The organism is Micromonospora desertarenae, assembly GCF_056150265.1.
Genome location: NZ_JAXCFQ010000004.1, coordinates 213,253 through 229,799 on the forward strand (window position 1 = coordinate 213,253; position 16,547 = coordinate 229,799).

The following is a 16,547-nucleotide window of genomic DNA, read 5'->3' on the forward strand; positions in this document are numbered from 1 at the left end:
CAGCGGGCATCATGGCCCGGCGCCCGCCCCCGCCGAGGTCCGTCTGGATGCGGCATCACGGGCTTTCGGGGCGTGCGCTGGGCGCGAGGTGCCGCATCCCGGGCCGATCACGCTGGCCGGCCGGGTCAGGCGGCGTCGTTGCGGAGGACCAGGATGGCGATGTCGTCGCGCGGCGGCTCGCCGGAGAACCCGATGGCGGTGGACCGCAGCCGGGCCGCCACCACGTCCGCCGAGTAGCCGGCCAGCGGGGCGGCGGCGTCCCGGAGCCGGTCGGTGCCGAAGAGTTCCCGGCCGCGCCGGCGCTCGGTGACCCCGTCGGTGTAGAAGATCAGCGCGTCGCCGGGGTCGAGGGAGAGTTCCGCCGTCGGCGAGGCGATCGAGTCGAGCAGCCCGAGCGCGGTGCCGCCGGTGCCGACGAAGGTCGCGCCACCGCTGCCGCCCACCAGCACCGGCCGGTCGTGGCCGGCCAGGTGCAGCGAGACGTCGAGCTGGTCGCGCTCACCGGGGCCGACGGCGGCCAGGGCCAGCGTGCAGTAGCGTCCACTGCCCCGCTCGACCAGCGTCTCGTTCAGCCGGGACAGCACCTCCGGCAGCGGCTTGCCGTCCCCGACCAGCACCCGGATCACGTCCCGGACCAGGCCGGTGACCGCGGCCGCCTGCACCCCCTTGCCGGATACGTCGCCGACCACCACCAGCCAGCGCCCGTCGGGCAGCGGCAGAACGTCGTAGAAGTCGCCCCCGACGTCGGCGTCGTCGCCGGTCGGGACGTACTCGGCGGCGAAGCCGATGCCCTCGACCACGGGCAGCACCGGCGGCAGCAGCGACTGCTGGAGGGTGTGCGCCACCCGGCGGCGCTCGGCGTGGATCCGGGCGTTCTCGATGGCCAGCGCGGCGCGGCGGGCCACGTCCTCCAGCACGGCGACCTCGTCCGGGTCGTGCCGGTGTCGCTGCGGCCGGCCCACGGCCAGGGTGCCGAGCCGCTGCCCCCGGGCGATCAGCGGGACGGCGAAGCCCTCCATCGGGGTGCCGAGCGGCGTCTGGGTGCCGTTGCGGGACGCCTCGCGCAGCCGCGCCTGGACCGAGTCCGGGCCGGTCTCCCGCAGCACCGCGTGCAACTGCGGCAGCATCGCCTCGTCGGCGTGGCTGGCCGCCGCGAGCCGCAGCCGGCCCCACTCGTCGGTGGTGTGCACCGCGCACCACTGGCCGAGCCGGGGCACCACCAGCTGCGGGATGAGCGCCATGGTCAACTCGACGTCCAGGGACTGGGCGAGCAGCTCACTGGCCTCGGCGAGGAAGGTCAGCCAGGCCTGCCGGCGCACGTCCGCCCGGCGCAGCCGGTCGTTCTCCAGGTGCAGCGAGAGCCGCTCGGCCATCAGCGCCGCCAGCGGCCGGGCGTACGCCGAGGGCGCCGTGTCCAGCTCCAGCTCGCCGGCGTACGGCCGGTGCACGGTGAGCGGCACCCGGACCAGCTCGTGGTCGGGCCGGGGCTGGCGGCCGTACCGGGCCAGCACCTGGGGGCCCTGCCCGTCGCCCCGGTCCAGCCGGACCACGCCGCCGGCCGCGCCGACCATCTCGGCGACCCGGGTGAGCAGGCTGGTAGCGAAGTCGGGCAGCGGGTCCTCGGCGTACGGATCGGGGGTGATCTGCATCAGCGCGCTCATCGCGCCGGCGCTCGGCGCGGAGCTCTCCCCGACGGGGGTTCCGGTCCCGCCGTTGCCCGGCGGCACCGCCGGCTCCGGGGCCGAGTCGCCCGGCGGGTCGGGCCGGTCCAGCCGGAACCAGACGCCCTTGCCGCTGGGCAGGTAGGTGGTGCCCCACCGGCTGGCGAAGTGGTCGACCAGCAGCAGGCCCCGGCCGCGCTCGGCGACCTCGGTGATCTCGGTGGCGTCGTTGCGGACGCCCACGGTCAGCTCGTCGACCGGGCCGGACGCGAAGTCCGACACCATCACCGTCAGCCCGGTACGGTCGGCGACGACCTCGATGTCCAGTTCCGTGCCGGCGTGCTCCACCGCGTTGGTGGAGAGTTCCGTGGTCAGCAGCAGCGCCTCGTTGAGCAGCTGGTCGAGGTGCGCCTCGGCGAGCACCGAGCGGACGACGGCCCGCGCGGCGGCGGGCGTACGCCGGTCGGCGGGCAGCCGGACCCGCCGGACATGCTCATCCGGGCCCCCGGTCGTCGTGGGGCCTGCCTCCGCTGCCACCCTCGTATCCTCCACCGCCACCCGCCCGGTGCCAAGCCGATCCCCCACCGCCCGGCCCCAGGCCGGCTGGGCCGGGCGGCCGCCGGCAGCCCCACCCGCTCCGGACGACCGGTCCCGGCCGGGCCGAAAGCGGGCGCCCCGACGGTCCGAGCCAGCCCTTCCAGCCGGGCCGGGAGCGGTCCCGACCCGGTCGGCGCGGCGGGCCGGGCCGGGCGGCGGTGGTCGGTTCGCGCGTGCCGAGCGGCGCGCGACGTGGCGCTGGCCGAGCTCGCAGGCACAATGATGGGATGCCAACGTGCCGGCACGCACCGGTGGCCCCCGACGTGAGCGAGGAATGATGACCACGGCGAAACAGTCGGTAGCCGCGGACCAGACCGCGCCCGACCACGAGGCGGTCCTCGTCGAGCTGACCGAGGCGCTGCGGCGGGTGCGCCGCGGCGACCTCAAGGTCCGGCTGCCCAGGCGGGCGGGCCGGGCGGGTGAGGTGGCGGACGCCTTCAACGAGGTGGTCTCCCTCCAGGAGCGGCAGTACCTCGACCTGCGCCGGATCAGCCGGATCGTCGGCCGGGACGGCCGGCTCACGGAACGCCTGGACGACGAGGGGCTGGACGGCTCGTGGGCGGAGGGCCAGCGGGCGATCAACTCGCTGATCGACGACCTGGGCCGGCCGACCACCGAGATCGCCCGGGTGATCGTGGCGGTCGCCGACGGTGATCTCTCCCAGCACATGGCGCTGGAGATCGACGGCCGGCCGCTGCGCGGTGAGTACCTGCGCATCGGGCGCACCGTGAACACCATGGTCGACCAGCTCTCGTCGTTCGCCGACGAGGTGACCCGGGTGGCCCGCGAGGTGGGCACCGAGGGCAAGCTGGGCGGCCAGGCCGACGTCCGCGGCGTGGCCGGCACCTGGAAGGACCTCACCGACTCGGTGAACACCATGGCGTCGAACCTCACCGGCCAGGTGCGGTCGATCTCCCAGGTGGCGACGGCGGTGGCGAAGGGCGACCTGTCGCAGAAGATCACCGTCGGGGCGCGCGGCGAGGTCGCCGAGCTGGCCGACACGATGAACTACCTCACCGACACGCTGCGGCTCTTCGCCGAGCAGGTCACCCGGGTGGCCCGGGAGGTGGGCACCGAGGGCAAGCTGGGCGGCCAGGCCGAGGTGCCGAACGTGGCCGGCACCTGGAAGGACCTCACCGACAGCGTCAACTCGATGGCGTCGAACCTGACCAGCCAGGTGCGCAACATCGCCCAGGTCTCCACGGCGGTGGCCCGGGGCGACCTGTCGCAGAAGATCACCGTGGCCGCGCAGGGCGAGATCCTGGAGCTGAAGGACACCGTCAACACGATGGTGGACCAGTTGTCGTCGTTCGCCGACGAGGTGACCCGGGTGGCCCGGGAGGTGGGCATCGAGGGCAAGCTGGGCGGCCAGGCGCAGGTGCGCGGGGTCTCCGGCACCTGGCGGGACCTCACCGAGAACGTCAACCAGCTCGCCGGCAACCTGACCAGCCAGGTGCGCAACATCTCCCAGGTCTCCACCGCGGTGGCCAAGGGCGACCTGTCCCAGAAGATCACCGTCGACGCGCAGGGCGAGATCCTGGAGCTGAAGAACACCGTCAACACGATGGTGGACCAGCTCTCGTCGTTCGCCGACGAGGTGACCCGGGTGGCCCGCGAGGTGGGCACCGAGGGCAAGCTCGGCGGCCAGGCGCAGGTCAAGGGCGTCAGCGGTACCTGGCGCGACCTGACCGACAACGTGAACTCGATGGCGTCGAACCTGACCAGCCAGGTGCGCAACATCGCCTCGGTGACCACGGCGGTGGCCAAGGGCGACCTGTCGCAGAAGATCACCGTGGACGCCCGGGGCGAGATCCTGGAGCTGAAGTCGACTGTCAACACGATGGTGGACCAGCTCTCCTCGTTCGCCGACGAGGTGACCCGGGTGGCCCGCGAGGTGGGCACCGAGGGCAAGCTCGGCGGCCAGGCCCAGGTCCGCGGGGTCGCCGGCACCTGGCGGGACCTGACCGACAACGTGAACTCGATGGCGTCCAACCTGACCGCCCAGGTGCGCAACATCGCCCAGGTCTCCACGGCGGTGGCCAAGGGCGACCTGTCCCAGAAGATCACGGTCGACGCGCAGGGCGAGATCCTGGAGCTGAAGTCGACTGTCAACACGATGGTGGACCAGTTGTCGTCGTTCGCCGACGAGGTGACCCGGGTGGCCCGCGAGGTGGGCACCGAGGGCAAGCTCGGCGGTCAGGCGCAGGTGAAGGGCGTCAGCGGTACCTGGCGGGACCTGACCGACAACGTGAACTCGATGGCGTCGAACCTGACCAGCCAGGTGCGCAACATTGCCTCGGTGACCACGGCGGTGGCCAAGGGCGACCTGTCGCAGAAGATCACGGTCGACGCGCAGGGCGAGATCCTGGAGCTGAAGAACACCGTCAACACGATGGTGGACCAGCTGTCGTCGTTCGCCGACGAGGTGACCCGGGTGGCCCGCGAGGTGGGCACCGAGGGCAAGCTCGGCGGTCAGGCCCAGGTGAAGGGGGTCTCCGGCACCTGGCGGGACCTCACCGAGAACGTCAACCAGCTCGCCTCGACGCTCACCACCCAGCTGCGCGCGATCGCCCAGGTCTCCACCTCGGTGACCCGGGGCGACCTGACCCAGCGGATCGCCGTCAAGGCGCAGGGCGAGGTCGCCGAGCTGAAGGACAACATCAACCAGATGATCGTCACCCTCCGGGAGACGACCAAGAAGAACGCCGAGCAGGGCTGGCTCGACTCGAACCTGGCCCGGATCGGCGGTCTGCTCCAGGGTCAGCGCGACCTCGGCGAGGTCTGCCGCATGATCATGATGGAGGTGACCCCGCTGGTCGACGCCCAGCTCGGCGCGTTCTTCCTGGCGGACACCTCCGAGGGCGTGATGCGGCTGCGGCTGACCGCCTCGTACGGCTACGTGGCGCGCGGGCACGACGTGACCTTCGGGCCGGGCGAGGGGCTGGTCGGCCAGACCGCCCTCTCCCGCCGGACGATCCGGGTCGGCGGCTCGCCGGACGGGCGGCTCACCCTCCGCTCGGGGCTGGCCGACACCCCGCCGGCCGACCTGGTCGTGCTGCCGGTGCTCTTCGAGGGAGAGCTGCTCGGCGTGATCGAGTTCGCCAGCGTGACCCCCTTCTCCGAGCTGCACCTGTCGTTCCTGGAGCGGCTGGTGCTCACCATCGGCATCGCGGTGAACACCATCCAGGCGAACCGGCGTACCGAGGAGCTGCTGGCGCAGTCCCAGCGGCTGGCGCTGGAACTGCAGGAGCAGTCGGCGGAGCTGCAGCGCACCAACGCCGAACTGGAGGAGAAGGCCACCCTGCTCTCCGAGCAGAAGGGCAACATCGAGACCAAGAACCGGGAGATCGAGCTGGCCCGGCTCGGCCTGGAGGAGAAGGCACAGCAGCTCACCCGGGCGTCGGCGTACAAGTCGGAGTTCCTGGCCAACATGAGCCACGAGCTGCGGACGCCGCTGAACTCGCTGCTGCTGCTGGCCCGGCTGCTGGCGGAGAACTCGGAGCAGAACCTCACCCCGAAGCAGATCGAGTTCGCCCGGACCATCCACAGCGCCGGCTCCGACCTGCTCTCGCTGATCGACGACATCCTCGACCTGTCCAAGATCGAGGCGGGCCGGATGGACGTCGAGCCGACCGAGGTCCGGTTCGACGACATCCGCGCGTACGTCGAGCAGGCGTTCGCGCCGCAGGCCGAGGAGAAGGGCCTGGACTTCCAGGTGCGGGTCAGCAAGGACCTGCCGCCCTCGGTGGTCACCGACGCCCAGCGGTTGCAGCAGATCCTGCGCAACCTGCTCTCCAACGCTGTCAAGTTCACCGACAACGGCGCGGTGACGCTGCGCATCGCGCCGGCGGCGGAGAACGAGGTCTTCGACGTGCCGGCCCTGGTGAACGCCCGGCAGGTGATCGCGTTCACGGTGATCGACACCGGCATCGGGATCTCGGACGACAAGCTGTCGCTGATCTTCGAGGCGTTCCAGCAGGCCGACGGCACCACCAGCCGCCGCTACGGCGGCACCGGGCTGGGGCTGTCGATCAGCCGCGACCTGGCCCGGCTGCTCGGCGGCGCGATCAGCGTGACCTCGGCGCCCGGGCAGGGCTCGACGTTCACGCTCTTCGTGCCGGACGTGCTGGCGCCGGACGCGGTGGTGGCCCCGCTGCCGCCGTCGCCGTCCCGCGCGGGGCTGCCGTCCTCGCTGCTCATGCCGCCGGTGGAGCTGACCGAACCGACCCCCGGCCCGACCACCCGGCGGCTCGAGGGGGCCACCGTGCTGATCGTGGACGACGACGTCCGGAACGTCTTCGCGCTGACCAGCGCGTTGGAACTGCACGGCATGACCGTGTTGTACTCGGACAACGGGGCGGACGGCGTCCGCCTGCTGGCCGAGCATCCGGAGGTGGACATCGTCCTGATGGACGCGATGATGCCGGACCAGGACGGTTACGAGACGACCCGGCAGATCCGGCGTAACCACCGCTTCGCCGACCTGCCGGTCGTCTTCCTGACCGCGAAGGCGATGCCCGGGGACCGGGAGTCCGCCCTGGCGGCCGGCGGCAGCGACTACATCACCAAACCCGTCGACCTGGACGAGCTGATCGAGCTCATGGCGTCCTGGATCAGCGGCGGCCGGACCGAGGAGAGCTCGTGACCCAGATGGCGAAGGCGCTGCTGGTCGATGACCGGCGGGAGAACCTGATGGCACTGGAGGCGATCCTCCAGGGGCTGCCGGTCCAGTCGGTCGCCGTGGAGAGCGGCGAGGCGGCACTGAAGCAGCTGCTGGTGGACGACTTCGCGGTGATCCTGCTGGACGCCCAGATGCCGGACATGGACGGCTTCGAGACGGCCAGCCACATCAAGCGCCGGGAGCGTACCCGGCACGTGCCGATCATCTTCCTCACCGCGGCCGACCGGGACGCCCAGCTCGCCCTGCGCGGATACGCGGTCGGCGCCGTGGACTACCTCACCAAGCCCTTCGACCCGTGGGTGCTGCGCGCCAAGGTGTCGGTCTTCGTGGAGCTGTGGGTCAAGACCCGCCAGTTGGCCGCCCAGTCCGACCTGGTGCGCGAGCGGGACGCGCAGTGGCGGATGCTGACCGACGCCGTGGACGAGGCGACCGCCCTGCTGCGCGCCGACGACCCCGACGCCCGCGACCGCGCCGTCGAAATCCTCGAACAAGCCCGCTGGGGCAACACCCCCTAACCCCACCCCACCCCACCCCACCCACCCACCCACCCACCCCCCGGGGCCTGGTGTTGATCATGAGGTTGGCGGGGTGTTTCGCAGCTTTCGGCGCCGCCAACCTCATGATCAACGAGGTGATTCGGGGGGGGCGGGGGGCGCGGGGGGCGGGGGGGTTAGCGGGTGGTTTGGTCGTTGCGGATCATCAGGGCGGAGCGGAGGCCGGTGATGTCCAGCACGCGGAGCAGGAAGTCGCCCACGTGGGTGAGGACGAGCAGACTCTGCGCGTGACTGGCCTTGCGGCTGAGGACCACCAGGGTGCCCAGACCCTGTGAGTCGCAGAAGGTGACCCCGCCGAGGTCGAGCACGATGCGCGGTGGCGGGTCGGTCAGCACCTCATTGACGACTGTCGACAGCTGGGCGGCCGTGAGCATGTCGATCTCACCGGCGAGGCGCAGCACGGCTTCGTCGCCCGTCCGGTGTACCGTGATGGACAGTTCGGCACGATCCACCCGGTCAGCCTATCGCGATCTCGACCGCTCGGCCTGTCGAGGCGGGCCGACCGGGCCAGATCCGAGCGCCCGGCCGCCGGCCGGGCCCGCGGCGGGCCGCCGCCCGTGAGCGCGAGCGGGTGAGACTGGTAACCCCCGTCCGGGGTGCCTGCCGATTCGCCGTCCGGCGCTGACACAATGGCCGCATCGTGACCGATATGTTTCCCGCCGGATCCGGCCGCTACCCGGCCGACGCGCCGGCCTCCGAGGCCCTGTTCGACCGCGCCCGCGCCCTCGTGCCGGGCGGGGTGAACTCGCCGGTGCGCGCGTTCCGCGCCGTCGGCGGCACCCCGCGCTTCATGGTCCGGGGGGAGGGTCCCTGGCTCTACGACGCCGACGACCGGCGCTACGTCGACCTGGTCTGCTCCTGGGGGCCGCTGATCCTCGGTCACGCCCACCCGGAGGTGGTCGCCGCCGTGCAGGCCGCCGCCGCCCGCGGCACCAGCTTCGGCACCCCGACCCCGGGCGAGGTCGAGCTGGCCGCCGAGATCGTCGACCGCACCCCGGTCGAGCAGGTCCGGCTGGTCAACTCCGGCACCGAGGCGACCATGTCGGCGATCCGGCTGGCCCGGGGCTTCACCGGCCGCTCCAAGATCGTGAAGTTCGCCGGCTGCTACCACGGGCACGTCGACGCGCTGCTCGCCGCCGCCGGCTCCGGCGTGGCCACCCTCGGCCTGCCCGACTCGCCCGGCGTCACCGGCGCCGCGGCGAGCGAGACCATCGTGCTGCCGTACAACGACGTGCGGGCGGTGGAGGAGGCGTTCGCCGCCGAGGGGCAGCACATCGCCGCGGTCATCACCGAGGCCGCCGCGGGCAACATGGGCGTGGTGGCCCCCCGCGACGGCTTCAACCAGGAACTGGCCCGGATCGCGCACGCGCACGGCGCCCTGCTCATCGTCGACGAGGTGATGACCGGGTTCCGGGTCTCCCGCTCCGGCTGGCACGGCCTCGACGCCAGCGACGCCGACCTGTGGACGTACGGCAAGGTCATGGGGGGTGGGCTGCCTGCCGCGGCGTTCGGCGGTCGCGCGGAGGTGATGGCCCGGCTCGCCCCGGCCGGCCCGGTCTACCAGGCCGGCACGCTCTCCGGTAACCCGCTGGCCTGCGCCGCCGGCCTGGCCACGCTCCGGCTGGCCGACGAGGCGGTCTACCGCAAGCTGGACGAGACGGCCGCCGTCGTGGGCAAGCTCGCGTCCGACGCGCTGGCCGCCGCCGGGGTCCCGCACCGGCTGTCGTACGCGGGCAGCATGTTCTCGATCTTCTTCACCGACGCCGACGTGGTCGACTACGACAGCGCCCGCACCCAGCAGGTGCCGGCCTTCAAGGCGTTCTTCCACGCGATGCTCGCGGCCGGGGTCTACCTGCCGCCGAGCGCGTTCGAATCGTGGTTCGTGTCGGCGGCGCTGGACGACGCCGCGCTGGAGCAGATCGCCGCCGCGCTGCCGGGTGCGGCCGCCGCGGCGGCGTCGGCGGGTCTCGGGGGGTAGCGGTGAGTACGACGGTGGTCCACGTGCTGCGGCACGGCGAGGTGCACAACCCGGACAAGATCCTCTACGGCCGGCTGCCCGGGTTCCGCCTCTCCGAACTCGGCGTGCAGATGGCCAAGGCGGCCGCCCAGGGGCTGGCCGATCGGGAGATCGTGCACGTGGTGGCGAGCCCGCTGGAGCGCGCCCAGCAGACCGCCGAGCCGATCGCGGCGCAGTTCGGGCTGCCGGTCGGGGTGGACGAGCGGCTGATCGAGAGCGCCAACTGGTTCGAGGGCAAGAAGGTCTCCCCGGGTGACGGCTCGTTCCGCGACCCGCGCAACTGGTGGGTGCTGCGCGACCCGGTCACCCCGTCCTGGGGCGAGGCCTACCGGGCCATCGCCGAGCGGATGTTCGCCGCCCTGCACGCCGCCCGGGTGGCCGCCGAGGGGCGCGAGGCGGTGCTGGTCTCGCACCAGTTGCCGATCTGGACGCTGCGCCGGCACGTCGAGCGCAAGCGGCTCTGGCACGACCCGCGCAAGCGGCAGTGCGGGCTGGCCAGCCTCACCTCGTTCCACTTCGAGGGCGCCAAGGTGGTCGGCATCGGCTACTCCGAGCCGGCCGCCCACCTGATCGCGATGTCGCCGACCGCCCGGACGGCCAAGGGGGCCTGATGAACGCCCGGAGGTGGACCGCCGGTCTGCTCGCCGCCGCCACCGCGGTGGCGATGGCCGCCTGCTCGCCGGGCGGCGGGGAGGAGGCCTGCGCCAACCGGGACGGCATCATCGAGTGCGCTCCCGACCAGCGGTCCGCCGCCCCGAAGCTCGCCGGTGAGCTGCTCACCGGCGGCAGCTACGACGTCGCCACCGCCCGCGGCCAGGTCGTGGTGGTCAACTTCTGGGGCTCGTGGTGCGCGCCCTGCCGCGCCGAGGCGGACGACCTGGAGGCCACCTACCAGGCCACCAAGGAATCCGGGGTGACCTTCCTGGGCATCAACGTGCAGGACCAGCGGGACAAGGCGAGGGCCTTCGAGGAGGGCCGGGTCAGCTACCCGAGCCTGTTCGACCCGCCGAGTCGGCTGGCGCTCGCGCTGGACATCCCGCCGAACACCATCCCGGCCACCGTGGTGCTGGACCGGGAGGGGCGGATCGCCGCGGTGATCCGGGCGGCGGTCAAGCAGGAGGGCCTGCAACCCATCGTCGAGCGGATCGCCGCCGAGTCGCCGGCGCCGACCGGTCAACGCTGATGGGCGAGACGTTCCGGGAGTTGGCGCAGAGCGGCCCGCTGCTGCTCGCCATCGGCGCGGCCGCGCTGGCCGGGCTGGTCAGCTTCCTCTCCCCGTGCGTGCTCCCGCTGATGCCGGGCTACCTGTCGTACGTGACCGGGCTGGCCGGGGCCGACCTGGAGGGCCGCCCGAAGCCCGGTCCGGCCGCCGGGGGCGACCCGGACACCCCGGCCGGCGGGGTGGCCGTCGCCGCCCGGCCGGTGGCCAGGACCGCTGTCAAGGGCCGGGTGCTGGCCGGGACGCTGCTCTTCATCGCCGGCTTCACCGTCGTCTTCACCGCCACCGCGATCCTCTTCGCCGGCTTCGGGCGGATCTTCTTCGACCACGAGCGGACGCTGGAGATCGTCATCGGCGGGCTGGTGGTGCTGCTCGGGCTGGGTTACCTCGGGCTGGTGCCCGGGATGCAGCGGGAGTTCCGGATCCACCGGCTGCCCGCCGCCGGGCTGCTCGGCGCGCCGGTGCTCGGTGCCGTCTTCGCGCTCAGTTGGGTGCCGTGCGTCGGCCCGACGCTGGGCGCGGTGCTCGGCATGGCCGCCGTCGAGGGGCAGACCGACCGGGCGGTGGTGCTGGCCGTGGCGTACTGCCTGGGGTTGGGGATACCGTTCGTCGTCTTCGGGCTGGGCTTCCAGCGCCTGCTCGGGGTGTTCCGCGCCGTCCGGCGCAACAGCCGCTGGGTCACCCGGATCGGCGGCGCCCTGCTGATCCTGATCGGCCTCGGGCTGGTCACCGGCGGGTGGACCAACTTCGTGATCTGGTTGCAGACCACCGTCGGGGTGGGCGAGGTGAGCATCTGATGACAGTCGTGGACGACCGGCCGGCGTCCCCGGCCGAGGCTCCCCGGCGCCGGCCCAACCCGGTGCTGGCCCTGCTGCGCAACTCCTGGCGGCAGCTGACCAGCATGCGTACCGCGCTGGTGCTGCTCTTCCTGCTCGCCGTCGCCGCCATCCCCGGCTCGGTGCTGCCCCAGCGCGGGGTCAACCCGGAGGACGTCCGGGACTACTTCGTCGCGCACCCCGACCTGGCGCCGGTGCTGGACCGGATCGGCGCCTTCGAGGCGTTCGGCTCGGTCTGGTTCTCCGCGATCTACCTGCTGCTGTTCACCTCGCTGATCGGCTGCATCACGCCCCGGCTGCGCGACCACGTCCGCGCGCTGCGGGCGAAGCCGCCGGTCGCGCCGAAGCGGCTGGACCGGCTGCCGCAGCACGCGGTGCTGGCCGCGCCGGCCGGCGGCGCGGCGGCGATCGCCGAGGTGCTGCGCCGGCGGCGCTGGCGGGTGGTGGTCCGCGGCGACGAGGTCTCCGCCGAGAAGGGCTACCTCAAGGAGACCGGCAACCTGCTCTTCCACACCTCGATGGTGGTGGTGCTGATCGGTGTCGCGCTCGGCTCCTGGTACGGCTGGAGCGGCAACCGGCTGCTGGTCGCCGGCGCGGAGAACGCGTTCTGCAACACCCAGCAGCAGTACGCCGAGACGAAGTTCGGCCCCCGGGTGAGCAGCGCCGACCTGCCCGGGTTCTGCCTGCGGCTGGACGACTTCGAGGCGGAGTTCCTGGAGTCCAACGGCCAGCCGAAGTTCTTCAACGCCAAGGTGACCGTCGACGAGGAGGGCCGCGGGTCGCGCCCGGCCGAGTTCTCGGTGAACTCGCCGCTGCGGGTCGACGGCGCCAACGTCTACCTGCTCGGCCACGGGTACGCCCCGGTGGTCCGCTACACCGACCGGTTCGGCCGCAGCCAGACCAGCACCACGCCGTTCCTCACCACCGGCGACGTCGGGATCACCGGCGAGGGCGTGGCCGCCTTCCCGGACGCCAACGTCGACCCGGCCACCGGGCGGCGGGACCCGGATCTCCAGATGGCCTTCACGGGCCTGTACCTGCCGACCGCGCCGCAGCAGGGCCCGTTCGTCCGGTCGGACTTCCCGGTCGAGCGCAACCCGCTGCTCAACCTGGTCGCGTACCGGGGCAACCTGGGTCTGGACGCGGGCATCCCCGGCTCGGTCTACGAGTTGGACCAGCGGCAGGTGCGGACCGGCAAGGTCAAGGAGGTCGGCACCAAGCTGCTCAAGGTCGGCGAGACCTGGACCCTGGACGACGGCACCCGGCTGGAGTTCCTGGGGACGCAGCCGTACATCGTGCTGTCCGTCCGGTACGACCCGGGCTCGACGCTGCTGCTGGTGAGCGCCGGGACGCTGCTGGCGGGCCTGATGGGCTCGCTCTTCGTCCGCCGCCGGCGGGTCTTCTTCCGGGTGCTCCCGGCCGGTGCCATCGCCCCGGCGGGTGGTTCCACCGACCCGGCGAGTGGATCTCCGACGGGCGGTAGTAGTTTGGTCGAGGCCGGTGGGTTGCCGCGCACCGACCACCCCGGGTTCGCCGACGAGTTCGCCCAGCTCGTCGCCGCGGTCAGCGGTGACGGGCCGGCGGACGAGCGGGCCGGTGCGGATCGCGACGGAGGCGACCCGGCCGGAGCGCGAGAAGGAGCCGAGTGATGTCCGCACTCTCCGACCAGCTGGTGTCGTTCGCGATCCTGGCGTACCTGGTCGCCATGATCAGCCACGCCGTCGAGTACGCGCTCGGCAACGCCCGCGCCCAGGTCGCCACGCCGGCGCGGGAACTGGTCGGTGCCGGTGTGGGCGGGGCCGGGGGCAGCCTCCCGGCGGAACCGGCGGTGGCCGGCACGACCGCCGCCGGGCGCAGCGGGCACCGAGCCCGGCTGGCCGGCCGGATCGCGGTCGGCGTCACCGCGCTCGCCGCACTGCTGCACTTCGGGGCGCTGGTCACCCGCGGCATCGCGGCCGACCGGATGCCCTGGGGCAACATGTACGAGTTCGTGCTCACGGTCTCGTTCATCGGCGTCGCCGCCTGGCTGGTGGTGCTCTGGAGGAAGCCGTCGCTGCGCCGCCTCGGGCTCTTCCTCACCCTGGTGATGGTGCTGCTGGTGGCCACCGCCGAACTGGTGCTCTACGTGCCGGTGGTGCCGCTGGTGCCGGCGCTCAACTCGTACTGGTTCGTCATCCACGTCTCGACAGTCGTGTTCAGCTCCGGCATCTTCCTGCTGGGCGTGGTGCCGGCGGTGGCGTACCTGATGCGGGCCGGTTACGAGCGCGGCCGGCGCAGCTTCCCGTACACCCTGGCCAAGCGGCTGCCGGCGGCCGCCGCGCTGGAGCGGCTGACCTTCGTGCTGCACGCCTTCGCGTTCCCGATCTTCACCTTCGCGGTGATCGCCGGGGCGATCTGGGCCGAGGCCGCCTGGGGCCGGCCGTGGGGCTGGGACCCGAAGGAGACCTGGTCGTTCATCTCCTGGGTGATCTACGCCGGTTACCTGCACGCCCGGGCCACCCCGAGCGTGCGGCGGAACGTGGCCACCTGGCTGGCCGTGGTCGGCTTCTGCACCATGCTGATGAACCTGTTCGGCGTGAACATCTTCTTCGAGGGCCTGCACTCCTACGGCGGCCTCGACTGAGGTCCGAAGCTCCGGGTCGGGCCGGCCCGGGGCTACTCCGCCCGGTGACCGCCGCGCGGCGCGCTGCCGCGCCGCCGTACCGTCTCGTTCACCCGCAGGGTGACCTGGTAGGCCACCTCCGGCACGTCGGCCAGTTCGATCCGCTCCGCCCGGAGCGCCAGCTGGGCGTGCAGCTCCCGGGCCACGGCGTCCCGGATCTCGGCCAGCAGCGGCGACAGCCCGTCCGGGTCGCCCACGACGTACGCGTCCGACATGCGCCCACCCTGCCCCCGCCGGGGGAGCCGGGCCAGCACCCGGTGAGATTTCTCGCCGGGCGACGGTCAGCCGCCGAACCAGCCGGGCACGTCGAGCCGGAACCAGTTGGCCGGGGTGACGGCGCGCAGGTCGTCCTCCAGCGCGGCCACCCGGTCCGCGCCCAGAGTGTCCGCCCAGCGCTGCCGGAGCTGGTCGAAGACCACCGCCGAGCGGCGCAGCCCGTCGTGCCCGCGCGGGGTCATCCGCACCAGCTTGCGCCGGGCGTCGTGCGGGTCGTCGGCGCGTTCCAGGTAGCCGAGGGCGACCAGCCGGTCCACCGTCTTGCCGGCCGCCTGCTTGGAGATGCCCAGCCGCTGGCCCAGTCCGGTGGCGGTGGTGCCGCCGGCGCCGACCGCCTGGAGCACGAAGCCGTGCAGCGGGCGCAGCTCGGGATGCCCCTGCCGGGCCAGTTCGGCGTGCAGGTCGTCGATGAGCGTACGGAAGCCGGCGAGCAGCAGCAGGGGCAGCAGGAAGCCGGGCCGGTCGGGGTCAGTTGCCATGTTCGACAACCAGGTTTACGATTCGGACAACCACGTTGACGATCCTACGTCACGGCCGGCGCCGGTCCGCGCGCCGGCGACCCCGCCCCGCGAAAGGTCACCCCGTGCCCGTCTTCACCTGCCACACCCCGGACACCGCGCCGGCCGCCGCCCGGCCCACCATCGAGGGGGTACGCCGCAAGCTCGGCCACCTGCCCGCCGCGGTCGGCCTGATGGCCGAGTCGCCGGAACTGCTCAAGGGATTCCTGACCGTCACCGGCATCTTCGACACCTGCGCGCTCGACCCGGTCGAGCGGGAGGTGGTGGTGCTGACCGTCGCCACCGGCAACGAGTGCCACCTCTGCGTCGCCATGCACACCGCCACGCTGACCCGGCACGGTGCCGCGCCCGAGCTGATCGAGGCGCTGCGCGCCGGCACGCCGCTGCCCGACGACCGGCTGGAGGCGCTGCGCCGCTTCACCCGGGCCGTGCTCGACCACCGGGGCGCGGTGCCCGAGGCGCAGCTCTGCGCCTTCCTGGCGGCCGGCTACCAGCCCCGGCACGCCCTGGACGTGGTGCTCGGCGTCGGCACGTACACCATCTCCACCTTCGCCAACCGGCTCACCGCCGCGCCGGTCGACCCGCCGCTGGCCCGGTACGCCTGGGCGCCCGCCCGCTGACCCCGCCGCCGGCGGGTCGCCCGGCGTTCGGCGGCGACCCGGCCGGCGGGCGGCTCAGCGTTCGGCGGCCACCCGGTCGAGCCACTCGCCGACCAGCGCGTCGAAGAGCCCGGGCTGCTCGATCTGCAGGTTGTGGCCGGCCACGTCGAGCACCGCGAACGTCGCCCGCGGGTAGTGCGGCAGCAGCGCGAACTGGTCGAGGTAGCCGGTGGCGTGGTCCTGCCGCCCGGTGAGGATCAGGGTCGGCCGGGTGAACTGCGCGCCGCCCTCCGGATCCTCGGTGAGGGTCCACCGCTGCCGGATCCGGGCCAGCGCCGGGGCGTCGGCGGCGTCCAGCCCGGTCATGATCTCCTCGCGGAACCGCCGCAGCGTCTCGGGCGTCTGCACCACCGCGATGTCGGCGAACTCCGCGGCGACGCGAGCGTCGGTCGCGGCGAGCAGGGCCGGGTCGGGGCGCAGCACCTGCGCCTCCGGCACCCGGCGCGCGGCGTTCTCCACGGCCGTGCCGATGGGGCAGACCAGCGCCAGCCCGAGCACCTGCTCCGGGCGGGACCGGGCGAGCGCGCGGGCCAGGTAGCCGCCGTAGGACTCGCCCACGAGCAGGAACGGCTCGTCGGCGAGCAGGTCGTCGACGAGATCCTGGACGGTGTCGAGCACGTCGTCGGAGCTGGCGATCTCCGCCGGCGCCGGCGACGCGCCCATGCCGGGCAGGTCCGGGTAGAGCCGCCGGTAGCCGGCGCGCCCGGCGAAGACCGGTTCCAGGCAGCCGAGCATCAGCCGGTGGTCCGGGGTCCACCCGTGCAGCGCCAGCACCGGGGTGCCCGCTCCCCGATCGACGACCTTCAACGACACGGACGTGCGGCGCGGCATCCCGGCTCCCCTCGTACTCCTGCGACGGCCCGGGGA

General features: G+C 73.1%; 14 protein-coding genes. 9 read left to right on the plus strand and 5 right to left on the minus strand.

The window, feature by feature from the left end; genetic code table 11:
- Positions 1-125 precede the first annotated feature (125 nt).
- Entirely contained in the window at positions 126-2,198 is a 2,073-nt protein-coding gene (locus SM577_RS09775) for a SpoIIE family protein phosphatase (protein WP_474586733.1), read from the minus strand.
- A gap of 337 nt (positions 2,199-2,535) precedes the next feature.
- On the opposite strand from SM577_RS09775, the gene SM577_RS09780 reads away from it, so the two are divergent.
- Positions 2,536-6,903: a HAMP domain-containing protein gene (locus SM577_RS09780; RefSeq protein WP_474582673.1), complete on the plus strand. Its 4,368-nt coding sequence runs from the start codon at positions 2,536-2,538 to the stop codon at positions 6,901-6,903.
- Positions 6,900-7,454, plus strand: a complete 555-nt coding sequence (locus SM577_RS09785) for a response regulator (protein ID WP_474582672.1) — start codon at positions 6,900-6,902, stop codon at positions 7,452-7,454. The genes SM577_RS09780 and SM577_RS09785 overlap by 4 nt, the downstream gene beginning before the upstream one ends.
- A 155-nt stretch (positions 7,455-7,609) precedes the next feature.
- Here SM577_RS09785 and SM577_RS09790 read toward each other — a convergent pair whose 3' ends face one another.
- Entirely contained in the window at positions 7,610-7,945 is a 336-nt protein-coding gene (locus SM577_RS09790; RefSeq protein WP_474582671.1) for an STAS domain-containing protein, read from the minus strand.
- 188 nt (positions 7,946-8,133) lie between these two features.
- Here SM577_RS09790 and hemL point away from each other — a divergent pair, with 188 nt between their 5' ends.
- The 6 genes from hemL to ccsB are packed head-to-tail and all read left to right on the plus strand — an operon-like array spanning position 8,134 to position 14,188.
- Positions 8,134-9,471: a glutamate-1-semialdehyde 2,1-aminomutase gene (hemL, locus tag SM577_RS09795; protein WP_167180753.1), complete on the plus strand. Its 1,338-nt coding sequence runs from the start codon at positions 8,134-8,136 to the stop codon at positions 9,469-9,471.
- A 2-nt stretch (positions 9,472-9,473) separates the two neighbouring features.
- The gene (locus tag SM577_RS09800) at positions 9,474-10,121 is read left to right on the plus strand and encodes a histidine phosphatase family protein (RefSeq protein ID WP_302918677.1); all 648 of its coding nucleotides are present in this window, start codon (positions 9,474-9,476) and stop codon (positions 10,119-10,121) included.
- Complete coding sequence (locus SM577_RS09805) at positions 10,121-10,693, plus strand: TlpA family protein disulfide reductase (RefSeq protein WP_474586734.1); 573 nt, start codon at positions 10,121-10,123, stop codon at positions 10,691-10,693. Before SM577_RS09800 ends, SM577_RS09805 begins: the two co-directional genes overlap by 1 nt.
- A complete protein-coding gene (locus SM577_RS09810) occupies positions 10,693-11,526 on the plus strand; it encodes a cytochrome c biogenesis CcdA family protein (protein WP_474586735.1) in 834 nt (277 codons plus the stop codon). The genes SM577_RS09805 and SM577_RS09810 overlap by 1 nt, the downstream gene beginning before the upstream one ends.
- Complete coding sequence (gene resB / locus SM577_RS09815; RefSeq protein ID WP_474586736.1) at positions 11,526-13,214, plus strand: cytochrome c biogenesis protein ResB; 1,689 nt, start codon at positions 11,526-11,528, stop codon at positions 13,212-13,214. The genes SM577_RS09810 and resB overlap by 1 nt, the downstream gene beginning before the upstream one ends.
- Positions 13,214-14,188, plus strand: a complete 975-nt coding sequence (gene ccsB / locus SM577_RS09820; RefSeq protein WP_302918673.1) for a c-type cytochrome biogenesis protein CcsB — start codon at positions 13,214-13,216, stop codon at positions 14,186-14,188. Before resB ends, ccsB begins: the two co-directional genes overlap by 1 nt.
- Before the next feature lie 32 nt (positions 14,189-14,220).
- Here ccsB and SM577_RS09825 read toward each other — a convergent pair whose 3' ends face one another.
- Complete coding sequence (locus SM577_RS09825; RefSeq protein ID WP_474586737.1) at positions 14,221-14,442, minus strand: hypothetical protein; 222 nt, start codon at positions 14,440-14,442, stop codon at positions 14,221-14,223.
- 66 nt (positions 14,443-14,508) lie between these two features.
- Positions 14,509-14,982, minus strand: a complete 474-nt coding sequence (locus SM577_RS09830; RefSeq protein WP_474582665.1) for a MarR family winged helix-turn-helix transcriptional regulator — start codon at positions 14,980-14,982, stop codon at positions 14,509-14,511.
- 104 nt (positions 14,983-15,086) lie between these two features.
- On the opposite strand from SM577_RS09830, the gene SM577_RS09835 reads away from it, so the two are divergent.
- Positions 15,087-15,641 (plus strand): carboxymuconolactone decarboxylase family protein, encoded by a 555-nt coding sequence (locus SM577_RS09835; RefSeq protein WP_474586738.1) that lies wholly within the window; start codon positions 15,087-15,089, stop codon positions 15,639-15,641.
- Positions 15,642-15,695: 54 nt separating this feature from the next.
- On the opposite strand, the gene SM577_RS09840 is transcribed toward SM577_RS09835, so the two are convergent.
- The gene (locus SM577_RS09840) at positions 15,696-16,511 is read right to left on the minus strand and encodes an alpha/beta fold hydrolase (RefSeq protein ID WP_474586739.1); all 816 of its coding nucleotides are present in this window, start codon (positions 16,509-16,511) and stop codon (positions 15,696-15,698) included.
- Positions 16,512-16,547 lie beyond the last annotated feature (36 nt).

Coding starts and splice junctions, on each gene's coding strand:
- SM577_RS09780 (WP_474582673.1), top strand. CDS start 2,536: ATGACCACGGCGAAACAGTCGGTAGCCGCGGACCAGACCGCGCCCGAC.
- SM577_RS09805 (WP_474586734.1), top strand. CDS start 10,121: ATGAACGCCCGGAGGTGGACCGCCGGTCTGCTCGCCGCCGCCACCGCG.
- SM577_RS09810 (WP_474586735.1), top strand. CDS start 10,693: ATGGGCGAGACGTTCCGGGAGTTGGCGCAGAGCGGCCCGCTGCTGCTC.
- resB (WP_474586736.1), top strand. CDS start 11,526: ATGACAGTCGTGGACGACCGGCCGGCGTCCCCGGCCGAGGCTCCCCGG.
- ccsB (WP_302918673.1), top strand. CDS start 13,214: ATGTCCGCACTCTCCGACCAGCTGGTGTCGTTCGCGATCCTGGCGTAC.
- SM577_RS09825 (WP_474586737.1), bottom strand. CDS start 14,442: ATGTCGGACGCGTACGTCGTGGGCGACCCGGACGGGCTGTCGCCGCTG.
- SM577_RS09830 (WP_474582665.1), bottom strand. CDS start 14,982: ATGGCAACTGACCCCGACCGGCCCGGCTTCCTGCTGCCCCTGCTGCTG.
- SM577_RS09840 (WP_474586739.1), bottom strand. CDS start 16,511: ATGCCGCGCCGCACGTCCGTGTCGTTGAAGGTCGTCGATCGGGGAGCG.